This window comes from Rhodococcus sp. NPDC003348 (assembly GCF_053589375.1).
The window spans coordinates 1-14,527 of the sequence record NZ_JBSFRT010000071.1; the positions used below are offsets into that span (position 1 = coordinate 1).

12 protein-coding genes are annotated in these 14,527 nt (G+C 70.0%); 8 read left to right on the forward strand and 4 right to left on the reverse strand.

The features are described from left to right. The 4 genes from ACWDU4_RS27440 to ACWDU4_RS27455 all read left to right on the forward strand — a co-directional run. The coding region (locus ACWDU4_RS27440) for a beta-ketoacyl synthase N-terminal-like domain-containing protein (protein ID WP_450117116.1) at positions 1-3,989 on the forward strand (3,989 nt) is incomplete at its 5' end. Next, on the forward strand, positions 3,990-4,403 hold the full coding sequence (gene acpS / locus ACWDU4_RS27445) for a holo-ACP synthase AcpS (RefSeq protein WP_450117117.1): 414 nt from the start codon (positions 3,990-3,992) through the stop codon (positions 4,401-4,403). Positions 4,404-4,580: 177 nt separating this feature from the next. After that, positions 4,581-5,171, forward strand: coding sequence for a hypothetical protein (locus ACWDU4_RS27450; protein WP_450117118.1), 591 nt, complete (start codon positions 4,581-4,583; stop codon positions 5,169-5,171). Between the two features lie 16 nt (positions 5,172-5,187). After that, on the forward strand, positions 5,188-6,753 hold the full coding sequence (locus ACWDU4_RS27455; RefSeq protein ID WP_450117119.1) for an MFS transporter: 1,566 nt from the start codon (positions 5,188-5,190) through the stop codon (positions 6,751-6,753). Between the two features lie 7 nt (positions 6,754-6,760). On the opposite strand, the gene ACWDU4_RS27460 is transcribed toward ACWDU4_RS27455, so the two are convergent. The 4 genes from ACWDU4_RS27460 to ACWDU4_RS27475 form a co-directional block, all read right to left on the reverse strand. Beyond that, on the reverse strand, positions 6,761-7,420 hold the full coding sequence (locus ACWDU4_RS27460) for a phosphodiesterase (RefSeq protein WP_450117120.1): 660 nt from the start codon (positions 7,418-7,420) through the stop codon (positions 6,761-6,763). 48 nt (positions 7,421-7,468) lie between these two features. Further along, on the reverse strand, positions 7,469-8,191 hold the full coding sequence (locus ACWDU4_RS27465; protein ID WP_450117121.1) for a TetR/AcrR family transcriptional regulator: 723 nt from the start codon (positions 8,189-8,191) through the stop codon (positions 7,469-7,471). Positions 8,192-8,271: 80 nt separating this feature from the next. Continuing rightward, positions 8,272-9,051: an ABC transporter permease gene (locus ACWDU4_RS27470; RefSeq protein WP_450117122.1), complete on the reverse strand. Its 780-nt coding sequence runs from the start codon at positions 9,049-9,051 to the stop codon at positions 8,272-8,274. After that, on the reverse strand, positions 9,048-10,016 hold the full coding sequence (locus tag ACWDU4_RS27475; protein ID WP_450117123.1) for an ATP-binding cassette domain-containing protein: 969 nt from the start codon (positions 10,014-10,016) through the stop codon (positions 9,048-9,050). Before ACWDU4_RS27475 ends, ACWDU4_RS27470 begins: the two co-directional genes overlap by 4 nt. Positions 10,017-10,136: 120 nt before the next feature. Between ACWDU4_RS27475 and ACWDU4_RS27480 the strand changes: the two genes are divergently transcribed. The 4 genes from ACWDU4_RS27480 to ACWDU4_RS27495 all read left to right on the forward strand — a co-directional run bounded on the left by ACWDU4_RS27480 (position 10,137) and on the right by ACWDU4_RS27495 (position 14,427). Further along, positions 10,137-10,901 carry a TetR/AcrR family transcriptional regulator gene (locus tag ACWDU4_RS27480; protein WP_450117124.1) on the forward strand — a complete coding sequence of 255 codons (765 nt, stop codon included), beginning with the start codon at positions 10,137-10,139 and terminating at the stop codon, positions 10,899-10,901. Positions 10,902-11,040: 139 nt separating this feature from the next. Then, on the forward strand, positions 11,041-12,528 hold the full coding sequence (locus ACWDU4_RS27485; RefSeq protein WP_450117125.1) for an APC family permease: 1,488 nt from the start codon (positions 11,041-11,043) through the stop codon (positions 12,526-12,528). A 1-nt stretch (position 12,529) separates the two neighbouring features. Then, positions 12,530-13,024 (forward strand): hypothetical protein, encoded by a 495-nt coding sequence (locus tag ACWDU4_RS27490; RefSeq protein ID WP_450117126.1) that lies wholly within the window; start codon positions 12,530-12,532, stop codon positions 13,022-13,024. A 26-nt stretch (positions 13,025-13,050) separates the two neighbouring features. Next, the gene (locus tag ACWDU4_RS27495) at positions 13,051-14,427 is read left to right on the forward strand and encodes a M20/M25/M40 family metallo-hydrolase (protein WP_450117127.1); all 1,377 of its coding nucleotides are present in this window, start codon (positions 13,051-13,053) and stop codon (positions 14,425-14,427) included. Positions 14,428-14,527 lie beyond the last annotated feature (100 nt).

A 14,527-nucleotide genomic window follows, 5' to 3' on the forward strand; every position in this document is an offset into this window, starting at 1 on the left:
TCCTCCACCCCCCTCCCATTTCCCTTCCGGCCCCGCCCGGCGCCGCGGCGGCCGGCGGCCCGCGTCCCGACGACATCGCGTTCGCGGCGTCCGACGCCACCAACGTGCTGATCGCGCTGTGGACGAAGCTGCGCCCGGACCAGATCGGCCCGGCGGACACCATCGAGGCGCTGTGCGACGGCGTGTCCTCGCGCCGCAACCAGCTGCTCGTCGACCTCGGTTCCGAGCTGTCGCTCGGTGCGATCGACGGTGCGGCGGACGCCGACATGGGCTCGCTCGCGGTGACCGTCAACAAGCTGGCCCGCACCTACAAGCCGTTCGGCCCGGTGCTGTCCGACTCGCTCAATGACCACCTGCGCAAGGTGTTCGGCCCGTCCGGCAAGCGTCCGGCGGCGATCGCCGAGCGCGTCACCAAGGTGTGGGAGCTCGGCGCGGGCTGGGCCAGCCACGTCACCGCAGAGGTGGCGCTCGGCACCCGCGACGGCTCCAGCGTCCGCGGCGGAGCGATGGGCGGCCTGCACGAGGGCGCACTGTCCGACGGCGGCGCCGTCGACGCGGTGATCGACGCGGCCGTGCAGTCGGTCGCGGCGCGCCGCGGGGTCGCGGTGTCCATGCCTGCGGCAGGCGGCGGCGCCGGTGGCACCGTCGACGCGGCGGCACTCGGTGAGTTCACCGAGCACATCACCGGACGCAACGGCGTGCTCGCGTCGGCGGCCCGGCTGGTGCTGGAGCAGCTCGGCCTGGCCGATCAGGCCGCCGCGGCGGTCGCCGAGGCCGACACCGAGCTGGTCGACCTGGTCTCCGCGGAGCTCGGCTCCGACTGGCCGCGCCTGGTCGCGCCTGCCTTCGACGCCCGCAAGGCGGTGCTGTTCGACGACCGCTGGGCGTCGGCCCGTGAGGACCTGGCCCGGCTGTGGATCGGCGACCATGCGACCGTCGTGTCCGTCACCGACTCCGACTTCACCGGCGCAGGCAGCGCCGTGGCGTCGCACGCCGACTTCTGGCGGCGTCGCGCCGAGGCCGAGGGCCGCGAGGAACTGGTCGGCGTCTACGCGACCATCGCCGAGGCGGCGCAGGTCAAGGACGCGCTGTCCGGTCCGTGGTCGGACCAGGTCGCGGTCGTGACCGGTGCCAGCAAGGGGTCGATCGCGGCGTCCGTCACCGGACAGCTGCTTCGCGGCGGTGCGACGGTGTTCGTCACCACCTCCCGCCTGGACGAGGAGCGGCTCGGCTTCTACCGGAAGCTGTACCGCGACAACGCCCGTGCCGGCGCGTCCCTGTGGGTGGTGCCCGCCAACATGGCGTCGTACACCGACGTCGACGCACTGATCGACTGGATCGGCCAGGAGCAGACCGAGACCGCGGGCGGTGCCAAGAAGCTGGTGAAGGAGGCCGTCACCCCGACGCTGCTCTTCCCGTTCGCCGCACCGCGCGTGATGGGTGAGCTCTCCGACGCCGGCGCCCGCGCCGAGATGGAGATGCGGGTCCTGCTGTGGTCGGTCGAGCGGCTGGTCGCCGGGCTGTCCGCGATCGGCTACGACCGCGACGTCGACACCCACCTGCACGTGGTGCTTCCCGGTTCGCCGAACCGTGGTCTGTTCGGCGGCGACGGCGCGTACGGCGAGTCGAAGGCGGCGCTCGACGCGCTGGTCGGCCGCTGGAACGCGGAGCGCAGCTGGGCCGAGCGCGTCACGCTGGTGCACGCGCTGATCGGGTGGGTGCGCGGTACCGGCCTGATGGGCGGCAACGACCCGATGGTCGACGCCGTCGAGGCCAAGGGCGTGCGCACCTGGTCGACGGACGAGATGGCCGAGCAGCTGCTCGGTGCCTGCACCGCGGAAACGGTGAAGCAGGCCGCGGCCGCACCGGTCACGATCGACCTCACCGGCGGACTCGGTGACGCGCAGCTGGACCTGGTGGCGCTCGCCCGTGCCGCCGCGGAGGCCGAGCAGGAGGACGCGGACGTCGAACCCGAGGGTGAGACGATCGCGGCGCTGCCCGCACCGCCGCGGATCATCGACGAGCTGCCCGCCCCGGCGTGGCCCGAACTGGACGTCACCCCGGCGGACCTGGTCGTCATCGTCGGCGCCGGAGAGCTCGGCCCGTACGGCTCGGCCCGCACCCGCTTCGAGATGGAGGTCGACGAGCAGCTCTCCGCGGCCGGCGTCCTCGAGCTGGCCTGGAACACCGGGCTCGTCGCCTGGGAACAGGATCCGCAGCCGGGCTGGTACGACGCCGAGACCGGTGAGCTCGTGCCGGAGGAGGAGATCGCGGACCGCTACCACGACATCGTCGTCGAGCGCTGCGGCATCCGCCGGTACGTCGACGAGGGCGCCATGGTCGACAACACCATGCCGCTGATGACGTCGGTGTTCCTCGACAACGACCTGAGCTTCGTGGTCGGATCCGAGGCCGAGGCGCAGGCGTTCGTCGACTCCGATCCGGAGCACACCGTCGCGTCGCAGGACCCGGAGAGCGGCGACTGGCAGGTCACCCGCCGCGCGGGCACCGAGATCCGGGTGCCGCGCAAGGCGAAGCTGACCCGCACCGTCGGCGGCCAGATCCCGACCGGGTTCGACGTCACCACGTGGGGCATCCCCGCGGACATGGCCGGGTCGGTCGACCGGGTCGGCCTGTGGAACCTCGTTTCCACCGTCGACGCGTTCCTGACCAGCGGCTTCACCCCGTCCGAGCTGCTGCGCTGGGTGCACCCGTCGACGGTGGCCAACACGCAGGGCACCGGCATGGGCGGCATGACGTCGATGCGGTCGCTGTACATCGACACCCTGCTCGGGGAGTCGCGGCAGAACGACATCCTGCAGGAGGCGCTGCCGAACGTCATCGCCGCGCACGTCATGCAGTCGTACGTCGGCGGCTACGGCGCGATGGTGCACCCCGTCGCGGCCTGCGCCACGGCCGCGGTGTCCGTCGAGGAGGGCGTCGACAAGATCCGCCTCGGCAAGGCGACGTTCGCGGTCGCCGGCGGCTTCGACGACCTCGGCATCGAGGGCATCGTCGGGTTCGGTGACATGTCCGCCACCGCGAAGTCGGAGGAGATGACCGCCAAGGGCATCGCCGACCGCCGGTTCTCGCGGGCCAACGACCGCAGGCGCGGCGGGTTCGTCGAGTCCGCCGGTGGCGGCACGATCCTGCTGGCCCGGGGTGACCTGGCGCTCGCGATGGGTCTGCCGGTGCTCGGTGTGGTCGCCTGGGCGGGTTCGTTCGCCGACGGTGTGCACACCTCGATTCCGGCTCCCGGCATCGGTGCCCTCGGCGCCGGTCGCGGCGGCCAGGATTCGCAGCTGGCGCTGTCGCTCAACGCGCTCGGCGTCACCGCGGACGACATCTCGGTGATCTCCAAGCACGACACCTCGACCGCGGCGAACGACCCGAACGAGGCCGAGCTGCACGAGCGGCTCGCGGCGGCCCTGGGCCGCAGCGAAGGCGCCCCGCTGTTCGTCGTCTCGCAGAAGACCCTCACCGGGCACGCGAAGGGTGGTGCGGCGGCGTTCCAGCTGATCGGCCTGTGCCAGGTCCTCGGACAGGGCGTCGTGCCGCCGAACCGCAGCCTGGACTGCGTCGACGACAAGATGGCCGAGTACTCGCACCTGGTGTGGCCGCGCGAGGCGCTGAAGTTCGGTGAGCAGTTCCCGCTCAAGGCGGGCCTGCTGACCAGCCTCGGCTTCGGCCACGTCTCCGGTCTGATCGCGGTTGTGCACCCGCAGGCGTTCGTCGAGTCGGTCCCCGCGGCCGAGCGGGAGGCATACCTGGAGCAGGCCCGCACGCGGACCGTCGAGGGTCAGCGCAGGCTGGCATCCGCGATGTGCGGTGGCGCGGACCTGTACGAGCGGCCCGCGGACCGGCGCTTCGGCGGCGACTCGGTGCCCGCGAAGGCGGCCCGTGAACTCGAGGCGAGCGTGCTGCTCTCCGAGGCCGCGCGCCTCGGTGCCGGCGACGTCTACCGCTCCGAGATGCCGGGGTGCAAGTAGATGGCCATCCTGGGGATCGGTTTCGACCTGGTGACGGTGTCCGAGTTCGCGGAACAGCTGTCCCGGCCGGGCACGGCGATGAAGTCGAGCTTCCGGCCGGGGGAGCGTCGCTACTGCGAGGCCAAGGGCGACCCGGCCCGGCACTACGCCGTCCGTTGGGCCGCGAAGGAAGCGGTGATCAAGGCGTGGGCGTCCTCCAGGTTCGCCCGGCCACCGGCCGTCGGTGACAACGCCTACGTGCAGGTCGAGGTCGTCAACGACGCCTGGGGCCGGCCGTCGATCAAGCTGCACGACGAGGCCGCCCAGTTCCTGCCGGGCGCGATCATCCACCTGTCGCTGACCCACGACGGGGACATGGCCGGTGCGATGGTCGTCATCGAGGAACCCGACCTCGTCGCGCCCGTCACGCGCTGACAACTGGCACAACCGGCGGGGCCGGACGGTGGAGTGGATCCGCCGCCCGGCCCCGCCGCTGTGTTCGGCTCCAGGGTTTCCGCCGCGGGTGAGTGTGTGATTCGCCCCGCACGAGGGCGGGGATCGGCGTAGAACGAAGGGGAAGACTGCTCGGTTCAGTTCACTGGGAGGAGCGTCATGGTCGGCTTCACCCCGATTCGGCGGGGCGGGCCACAGCGGCTCGCGACCGCCCTCGCGTTCAGTGCACTTCTCGCCGTGGCCGCCGCAGGCTGCAGCAGCAACTCCGACGAATCCTCCACGACCACCACGCCGGCGGCGACGACCCAGGCGACGGCGACGACCCACGAGACGGGGACGGCCCACGCGACGGGGACCGCGGCCGGCGCCGCCGACACGGACGCGGTGACGCACGCGTTCGTCACGTTCTTCTCCGGCGAGACGCCCGGCGCCACGAAGATCACCCTCGTCCAGAACGGCGACGCGTTCGCGGACACCATCAACGCCCAGGCGAATTCCCCGATGGCGACCGGTACCACGGCCACGGTGTCGCATGTGGACGTCGATGCGCCCGGGCACGCCACCGTCACCTACACGGTGCTGATCAACGGGCAGCCGGTGCTTGCCGACCAGACGGGCGAGGCCGTGCAGGTCGACGGGACCTGGAAGGTGGCGGAGTCCACGTTCTGCTCGCTGCTCACGCTCGAGGGCAACCCGCCGCCGGTGTGCACCGCGACCTCCCCTATGGCACCGCCGGTACCGACGAGCTGAGAGTTCGATGGAGCCGGTGGCACTGACACCGGCGACCGCGCGGACGCGGCCGCGGCTCGCGCTGGCGACGTTGTGCGCGGTGCTGTTCCTGACCTTCCTGGACACCACGATCGTCAGCGTGGCGCTCGGGGACGTGCAGGCCGACCTGCATGCCGGTGTCGTGCCGCTGCAGTGGGTGATAAACGCCTACACGCTGGTGTTCGCGAGCCTGATGCTCATCGGTGGCTCGTTGGGTGACCGGTGGGGCCGGCGCCGGGTGATGGTCGCCGGGATGGTGGTCTTCTGCGCGGGATCGGTCGTCGCGGCCGCGGCACCGACGACCGCCTTCCTGATCCTCGGCCGTGCCGTCATGGGTGTCGGTGCGGCGGCGTCGGAACCGGGCACCCTGTCGGTGATCAGGCACGTGTTCCCCGACCGCGCGGATCGCGCGAAGGCGCTCGGCGCCTGGGCGGGCGTGTCCGGTTTGGCCCTCGCGCTCGGACCGGTGGTCGGCGGGCTCCTTGTCGGCGCGTTCGACTGGCGCGCGGTGTTCTGGTTCAACCTGGCGCTCGGCGCCGTGCTGGTCGTCGCCGCGATGCGGTACGTCCCGGAGAGCTCGGATCCGCAGCCCGGTCGGCTCGACGTCGCGGGCTGTGTCCTCGGCGCGGCGTTCCTCGGCTGTGTCGTCTACGCCGCCATCGACGGGGAGACCGTCGGGTACGGCGCGACCTCGTCGGTGGTGCTGTTCACGATCGGTGCGCTCGCGCTGGTGGCGTTCGTGGCGGTGGAGTCGCGGACCCGCAACCCGATGCTGAACCTGCGCTATCTGCGGCCGCCACTGGTCCGCAGCGCCCTGATCGTCGCGTTCGCCGTGTACTTCGGGGTGTTCTCGATCTTCTTCTTCACCGCCCTGTACATGCAGCAGGTGTTCGGATATTCGGGGGAGCGGACCGCCGCGGTGTTCGGTCCGATGGCCGCAGCCATCGTGGCGGGCTCGGTGCTGTGCGGGTTCTGGGTGGCGCGCAGCGCGCCCGTGGTGCCGATGATCGTCGGCTGCCTGCTCGGCGCCGTGGGCATCCTCCTCACCCGTGGGGCGCTGGAGGGCACTCCCGCCTTCGGGACGCTGGCCGCCGCACTGACCGTTGCCGGACTCGGCTTCGGCATCGCCGTGGTGCCGTTGACGTCGGCGGTGTTGACGGGCGTGCCCGCCGCTCATTCCGGGATGGCCGCCGCGGCCACCAACACGATGCGGCAGATCGGTGCGGTGGTCGGGGTGGCGGCGCTCGGTTCCCTCGTCAACGCGCACCTGCACACGGACCTGACGACCAGGCTCACCGACCTGGACGTACCGACCACGTTCCAGGGGATCGTCGTCCATGCCATCGAGACCGGCGCCGTTCCCGAGGGCGGGGACGCGTCCGCGACCGCCGCCTACGGGCCGATCGTGCAGAAGGTCATCGACGCCGCGTTCGCCGCGTTCCACGCCGGCCTCGACACCGCACTCCTGGTGTCCGCGATCCTGATCCTGGCGGCGGCAGTGGTCGCGGCGACCTCGGTGCGGCGCGGTGCCCGGGGTGGCTACGAGCCTGTGACGGCCGACTAGGTGCGGGTCATGCCGGCGCGGCGTGTCGCCCGGTTCGGCTGCCGCCGTGGGCCGCCTGCCGGACCGCCGCCACCCACTGTGGCCACATCTGCACCCCGTCAGGGCGGTGGAGCACCGGATCGAAGTCGGCTTGCTCGGTGTCCTCGCAGGTCGTCGGAGGATCGAGCGACAGACGGCCCGCCGGTGTCGGATCGGAGCGTGCGGTTGCCAGGGACAGCGTGAAGAACAGCTGGTCGCCGCGTGAGAGCGCCCTGAGTGAACCGGTCCGGGGCTGCCCCGCCTCCGGCTTCGCAAGCGCCCACGTCAAAGCATCGTTCTCGGTGGTGCGGAACGCAGTGAGGCTGCTGTATCGCGCGCTGGACCAGCCGCGAGCGGGCAACGGCACCACCCTGGTCGTCGGTTGGGCCGACACGAGCAGAAGGTCCCAGGGGCCCGCGGCCAGGTGAAGTCTGACCGACAGCCCGAGCACGTCGGGAAGGGCGTTCGGGAGGCCGAGGGCACGCGACAGCCTGGCGGTGACCGGTATCCGTCCCTGCACGGGCCACCAGTGCGAGCCCAGTTCCGCGTGGCCCTGAGTCGCCACCCCGTTCGAGTGGAACAGCGGCACGCGGCGGAGTGCAGATGCGAACGTGGAGGGGACGCGGAGAACAGCGTCGATTTCATTCATGCCGGAGGCGGTACCCGATTCGGTCCGGCTTCAATCCAAACCGAGCGTTCAGTGCTCCTGACTGGTCCGCGATTCCTTCTCCGCGACAAGGAGATAGGCGGCCATCAGGCGCTTGAGCTCGGCGACCGCGTCGGAGTGCGACTGGCCGTCCTGCACGGAGAAGTTGAGCATCGAGTAGACGACGTGTACGAGCACCTCGGCCATCATGATCCGGCGGTCGCGGCGAGTGCGGGGAGTCAGCGGTGCCAGCATCGTCGCGATCTTCTCGGCGAGTTGCTTCTCGCTGATCTTGCCGGTCGCCCGCGTCGACGGTGTGGACTGCATCGCCAGCCACACCTCGCGGCGGGACGGGTCGGACGTCCACAGCTTGGCCAGGTGGTCGACGAAGCTGTCGAGGAACCGCAGCCAGTCCAGCGAGGGGATGACGCCGTCGAACTGCTCGAGCTCGTCGCGCACCGACGCGAAGTCCTGCCGGTTCAGCTCGCACACGATGACGTACTTGTTGGCGAAGAACTGGTACAGGGTGCCGATCGGAACGTCCGCGCGGGACGCGACCTCCTCGCAAGTGAACGACTCGAATCCGACCTCGGTCAGCAGGTCCCTTGCGGAGGCGAGCAGTGCGTCGAACTTGCGCCGGCTGCGCTCCTGCGTCGGGCGTTTGCGCGGCAGCAGCTCCTGCGGCGCGTCCGCGGCAGCGTCCGGGTCGGCGGGAACGGAAACCAGTGCCGGGTCCGCACGACGCGAGGCTCGGCTGCTGGTGATGGACTCCACCCACCAAGGTTAACCGGCAGGTGGACCGGATTCGATCAACCGCGGATTCTGGTGTTTCCTCCGGTACCGGCAATCGCGTGTCAACCCCGCACGCGGCGCCGATACAGCACGGTCGCCCATCCGAATCCGGCCACCGCGATGGCGGCGCACCAGGCGACCGCCTGCCAGCCGCTGTGCCCGATCGGAGTGCCCATCAGCAGTCCCCGGACCGTCTCGATGACCGGGGTGACCGGCTGGTTCTCGGCGAACCACCGCAGCCAGGACGGCATCGTCTCCGCGGGTACGAACGCGCTCGACACGTACGGCAGGAACATGATCACGAAGGTGAACCCGGCGGCCGCCTCCGGGTTCTTCGCGAGGAGGCCCAGTGCCGTCGACAGATAGGACAGTGCGAACAGGAACAGGGCGAGGACCGCGAGCACGCCGAGCCAGCGCACCGGGTCGGCGGTGGGTCGAAAGCCCATCACGAGGGCGACGCCGATCACGACGGCCGTGGTGATCAGGTTTCTGACGACACTGGCGAGCACGTGTCCGGTCAGGAACGCGGACTGTGCTGTCGGGAGAGTGCGGAAGCGGTCGACGATGCCGTCCGTCATGTCGGTGGACACGCTGACCGCGGTGGTCGAGGCGCCGAAGGCCGCGCACAGCAGGATGATCCCGGGAACCACGTAGTCGAGGTAGGCCGTGCCGGTGTCGATCGCGCCGCCGAAGACGTACACGAACAGCAGCATCAACGCGATCGGCAGGGCGAGCGCCATGATCATCGAATCCGGGCTGCGGAGCAGGTGGGTCAGGTTCCGTCGCAGCATCACCGTCGAGTCGGTCACCGTGATCAGGCGCGGCAGGGCGGGAGTGGTCATCGCGAGCTCGCTTTCGTGGTGGGCTCACCGGCGGTGCGTCGAGAGCCGGTGAGGGCGAAGAAGACGTCGTCGAGGTTCGGGGTGTGCAGCGCGACCCGGTCGACGGTGATCGAGTCGTCGACCCGGCCGAGCAGGTCCTGGAGGGACGCGATGCTCCCGTCGGTGGGCACCGCCAGGGTCAACGCGTCCGCGTCCACCGACGCGGTGGGCAGGGAGTCGGCGGCGCGCAGGAGATCGTCGGCATCGGTGAACTGGAGTTCGAGATGCCCACCCGGAACGAGCGCTTCGAGTTCGCGTGCGGTGCCCTCCGCGACGATCCGGCCACCGTCGAGGACCGCGATCCGGTCGGCCAGTTCCTCCGCCTCGTCGAGGTACTGGGTGGTCAGGAAGACGGTGACCCCGCCGCGCACCAGTTCGCGGACGATCTCCCACATGTCCCGGCGGCTGCGAGGGTCGAGGCCGGTGGTCGGTTCGTCCAGGAAGATGACCGCGGGATCGGCGACGAGGCTCATCGCGATGTCGAGTCGCCGGACCATGCCGCCCGAGTAGGTGTCGACGCGACGGTCCGCGGCGTCGACGAGGTCGAACCGCCCAAGCAGTTCGGCTGCGCGCCGCCGTGATTCCGGTCGGCCGAGGTGGTTCAGTTCGCCGACGAGGACGAGATTCTCGCGGCCGGTGAGCAACTTGTCGACGGCGGCGTACTGGCCGGTGACGCTGATGTTGCGCCGCACCGCCTGGGCAGATCCGGGGAGGTCGTGCCCGGCGACGACAACCGATCCGGAGTCGAACGGCAGGAGCGTCGACAGGATTCGCACAACGGTCGTCTTGCCGGCGCCGTTGGCGCCCAGCAGGGCGAAGACGGTGCCCGCGGGGACGTGAAGGTCGAGGTCGGCGAGCACGCTCCGGCCGCCGAAGGATTTGTGGAGGGCGGCGACGTCGATCGCGCCGCCGGAACGCGGGGTCATCTGGGGGCTCCGATTCGTGAGTACTGCACGGACCTGAAAAACTGCGTATGCCATAAACTGTGTTTACAACATACGCAGTTTTAGGATGAGCGCAAGAGGTGACCGGACGAGAGGGTGGATGTGGACAGCAGTGAGGTCGTGCCGGGGCCGGACCTGCCGCGCGCGGTGAAGCTCGCCTGGGGCCTGCTCGAACCCGGCTCCCGAGGTCCGCGACGCGGGCTGAGCCTCGACCGGATCCTCGACACCGCAGTCGAACTCGCGGATGTCGAAGGCGTGGAGGCGCTGTCGATGGCGCGGCTGGCGAAGCGGCTGGGCTTCACCACGATGTCGCTCTACCGCTATGTCGCGAGCAAGGACGAACTCGTCGACCTGATCAGCGACCGCGTCATCGGACCGCCGCCGGACATCCCGGCCGGCGGACCGTGGCGCCAGGCGCTCGGGGAATGGGCGCGGGCCGAGTACGGCGTGCTGATGCGTCACCGGTGGTGGCTGCGGTTGTCGCTGGGGGCGGTGCCGCCCACCGGGCCGAACAACATCGCGTGGCTCGACGCCGGGCTCGGTGCGCTGGCAGGCACGCCGCTTCCTGCGGGACTGCGGTTCCAGGTCGTCCTCAACACGTCGCTGTACGTGATCGGCCGGGCCAGGTTCGCGGCCGACTTCCTCGACGCACAGGAGGGGCCTGCGGCGCAGGCAGCCGCCGAACTGGACTACGGCGCGGTCCTCGGGAAGCTGATCGAGAAGGGGAACTACCCGCACCTCTCCGAGGCTCTGGCCGGAGGCGCGTTCGATTCCGAACCCGATGTCGAATGGAGCGACGCGGATTTCACGTTTGCGCTGGATCTGTTCCTGGACGGTGTGGAACGGCTCGTCGACGCGTACTCCTGACGTGGCCGCCCATTCGCGGGTTCATCCGATCCGGGTGAACTGCGCGTTCCGGGCTGCCGCACCGCGACCGCACGCGCAATAGTGCAGGGAGGAAGCCTGCGCCGTCGAATGACGGCCCGTCCGACGGGTGGTGGAGCCGATGAGTGTGGAAACTGCCGGAGCCGAGAGGTCCGAGCCCGAACGGCAGAAGCCGATACTGCCGGTGGGGCCGCGCCAGCAGTACATCACCTGGATAGCGCTGGCCATGATGACCACCAGTTCGGTGGCGAGCCTGCGGTCCGCGCCGTCGATGGCCGTGTACGGACTCGCCTGCGTGTTCCTGTACATCGTGCCTGCCATCGTGTTCCTGCTACCGACGTCGCTGGTCTCCGCGGAACTGGCGTCGGGCTGGTCCGGCGGCATCTACCGCTGGGTGGGGGAGGGGATCTCCGACAAGGCGGGATTCCTGGCCGTGTGGTGCCAGTTCGCGATGACGATCTTCTACTATCCGACGCTGCTCGGTTACGTGGCGAGCACCTTCGCGTACGTCATCAATCCCTCGCTGGCGTCGAACGGTCTGTACACCGCGATCATCATCGTCACCCTCTTCTGGACGGGGGTGTTCGTCTCCTCACGAGGCATGAAGGCGGTCGCGGGGTTGTCGAGTGCCGGACTGGTGCTCGGCACCCTCATTCCCGGCGCTCTGCTGATCGTGATGGGCATCGTGTTCCTCGGACAGGGCAATGCCTCGGCCGCGCCGATGGAGTTCTCCGCGCTGCTCCCGGCGTGGACCGGTATCGCGTCTCTGGTGCTGATCGTCAACAACTTCCTGTCCTACTCCGGCATGGAGATGAACGCGGTGCACGTCTCGAGCCTGCGCAAGCCGGGCTCCGAGTTCCCGCGGGCGATGTTCGTCGCCATGGGGTTGGTGCTCGCGATCTTCATCCTGCCCGCGGTCGCGATCAGCTGGGTGGTGCCCGCGGACAAGCTGTCCCTGACCGCCGGCGTGATGCAGGCCTTCGACACCTTCTTCGCGTACTTCGGGTTCGGCTGGGCCACACCGATTCTCGCGATGATGCTGATCGCCGCCTCGCTCGGCGGAATGCTGACATGGCTGGCGGGGCCGTCGAAGGGCCTGCTGATGATCGGCAGGCAGGACGGCTTCCTGCCGCCGTCGATGCAGAAGCTGAACAAGCACGGGATCCAGCAGAACATCCTCGTCGCGCAGGGTGCGGTGACCACGTTGATCGCGCTGCTGTACGCCTTCATTCCCGAGGTGTCGAGCGCCTACTGGATCCTGTCGGTGATCACCACCCAGGTGTACCTGGTGGTGTACCTGCTGATGTTCGTCGCGGCGATGCGGTTGCGCCGCAGCAAGCCGGATCATCCGCGTGGCTACCGCGCCCCGGCACTGTTCCTGCTGTGCTGGGTGGGCCTGATCTCGAGCGTGGCGGCGTTCTGCATCGGGTTCGTCCCGCCCTCGCAGTTCGGCGGCGGCAGCGTGTTCGTCTACGTGCTGATCGTCGGCGGCGGGTTCGGGATCGTCGGGCTCGGGGTGCCGCTGCTGATCCTGGCGATGCGCAAACCGTCGTGGAAACAGGACGTGACCGTCGACCCGCTCGAGGAGATCGCCGGACAGGAGGCGTGAAATGAGCACCACACCGACAAGCGGGTCCGTGCCGGAGGACGCCGTGAGCCTGGCACCCGGCGACGATCTGTACAAGCGCCCCGAGAACTCCCATCTGACCCTCTATCTCGTCGCCTTCGCCCTGTTCGTGGGGTTGGCGGTGTGGGGGCTGGTGGCGTTCAACCAGGACCAGCGCAGCGAGGAGGCGAACGCGATGGCCACCGAACTGGCCCTGCGCTTCTCGGCGGCCGGGCTGGATCCGCTCGACATCGACGCCACCGCCCGGGTGCTCGGCACCGACGGTGGGGCGGTCTGCGCGGACCCGGCCGCTGCCCTCAACAAGGCGACACTCGACCAGCAGATCGTCAGCGGCGCGGCCGGACCGGGGATGCGTCCGATCATCGCGACCCGGAACCTGCTTGTCGGTGAGCGGCTGGTGCTCGAGGTCTACTGCCCGGAGAACCTGGCGGACTTCGACGCCGCGGTGAGCGATCTGAAACTCGCGGACGACGAATGAGCAGGCGGTCAGGGAGAGGAGCGGACGTGAGCAACGATGTGACGACGAAGGACGGTGTCCGGGAAGCGGTCCGGGGGTTGATGCCCACCGCCCGTGAGGAGCTGGCCACCCTCGTGCGCTTCCGGTCGGTGGCCGATCCACGCCAGTTCCCGCCCGAGGAGTGCCTGGCTGCGGCGAACTGGGTCAAGGACGCGTTCATCGCGGCCGGGATCGGATCGGTGGAACTGATCGAGACCCCCGACGGCTCGAACGCGGTCGTCGGGCACCAGCCCGGGCCGCCGGGTGCGCCGACGGTCCTGCTCTACTGCCACTACGACGTGCAGCCGCCCGGTGACGAAACCAAGTGGCACACCGACCCGTTCGAGCTCACCGAGCGCGACGGCCGGTGGTACGGGCGCGGCGCCGCCGACTGCAAGGGCAACATCGTGATGCACCTGCTGGCACTGCGCGCGCTGCGCAGCCCGGAGACGCCGCAGACCCCGTTCCCGATCGGGATCAGGGTCGTCGCCGAGGGCACCGAGGAGATGGGCACCGGCGGTCTCGAGGCGTTGGTGGAGTCGAGGCCCGAACTGTTCCAGGCCGACATGATCCTCGTAGTCGACACCGGCAACGCCGAGGTCGGCGAGCCGACCGCGACCATCACCCTGCGCGGCGTCGCGAACGTAGTGGTGCACGTGGAAACCCTGGCGAGCGAGGTGCACTCGGGGATGTTCGGCGGGCCCGCCCCGGATGCCCTTGCGGCATTGGTCCAGATTCTGTCCACTCTGCGGGACGCGAACGGGGACACCGTCGTCGACGGACTCGACACCGGGCAGAGCTGGGACGGTGCGGCGTACGCGGAGGAGCAGTTCCGTACCGACGCAGGTGTCCTGGACGGCGTCGAGCTGGTGGGGACCGGCACTGTCGCGGACCGGGTGTGGGCGCGTCCGGCGCTGACCATCCTGGGCATCGACTGCCCGCCGGTGGTCGGGTCGGCGGCGGCGATCCAGCCGCGGGCGTCGGCGCGACTGAACCTGAGGGTGCCGCCCGGCATGGATCCGCAGGTCGCGCAGGACGCGCTCACCGCGCACCTGCTCGCCCGGGCGCCGTGGGGTGCGAAGGTGACCGTCGAGCCCGAACAGCTCGGCTCGCCGTTCCGGGCGCGCACCGACGGTCCCGGGTACGCCGCACTCGGGGCGGCGATGGCCGAGGCGTTCGGGAAACCGCTCGGGACCGTCGGGCAGGGCGGGTCGATCCCGCTGTGCAATGTGTTCGCCGAGCAGGTTCCCGGCGCCGAGATCGTCATGCTCGGCGTCGAGGAACCGCGCTGCCTGATCCACGCCCCGAACGAGAGCGTCGATCCGTCGGAGATCGAGAACCTTGCTGTCGCCGAGGCGTTGTTCCTGGGCCGCTTCGGTTCCTGAGCCTTCCGGCGCGACGGGCCCCTCAGGGGGGGGGGTGCCCCGCAAGTGGCCCGTCCGCCGTTACTGTCACGTGGCGGGTGAGACTCCAATATTTCGGGTG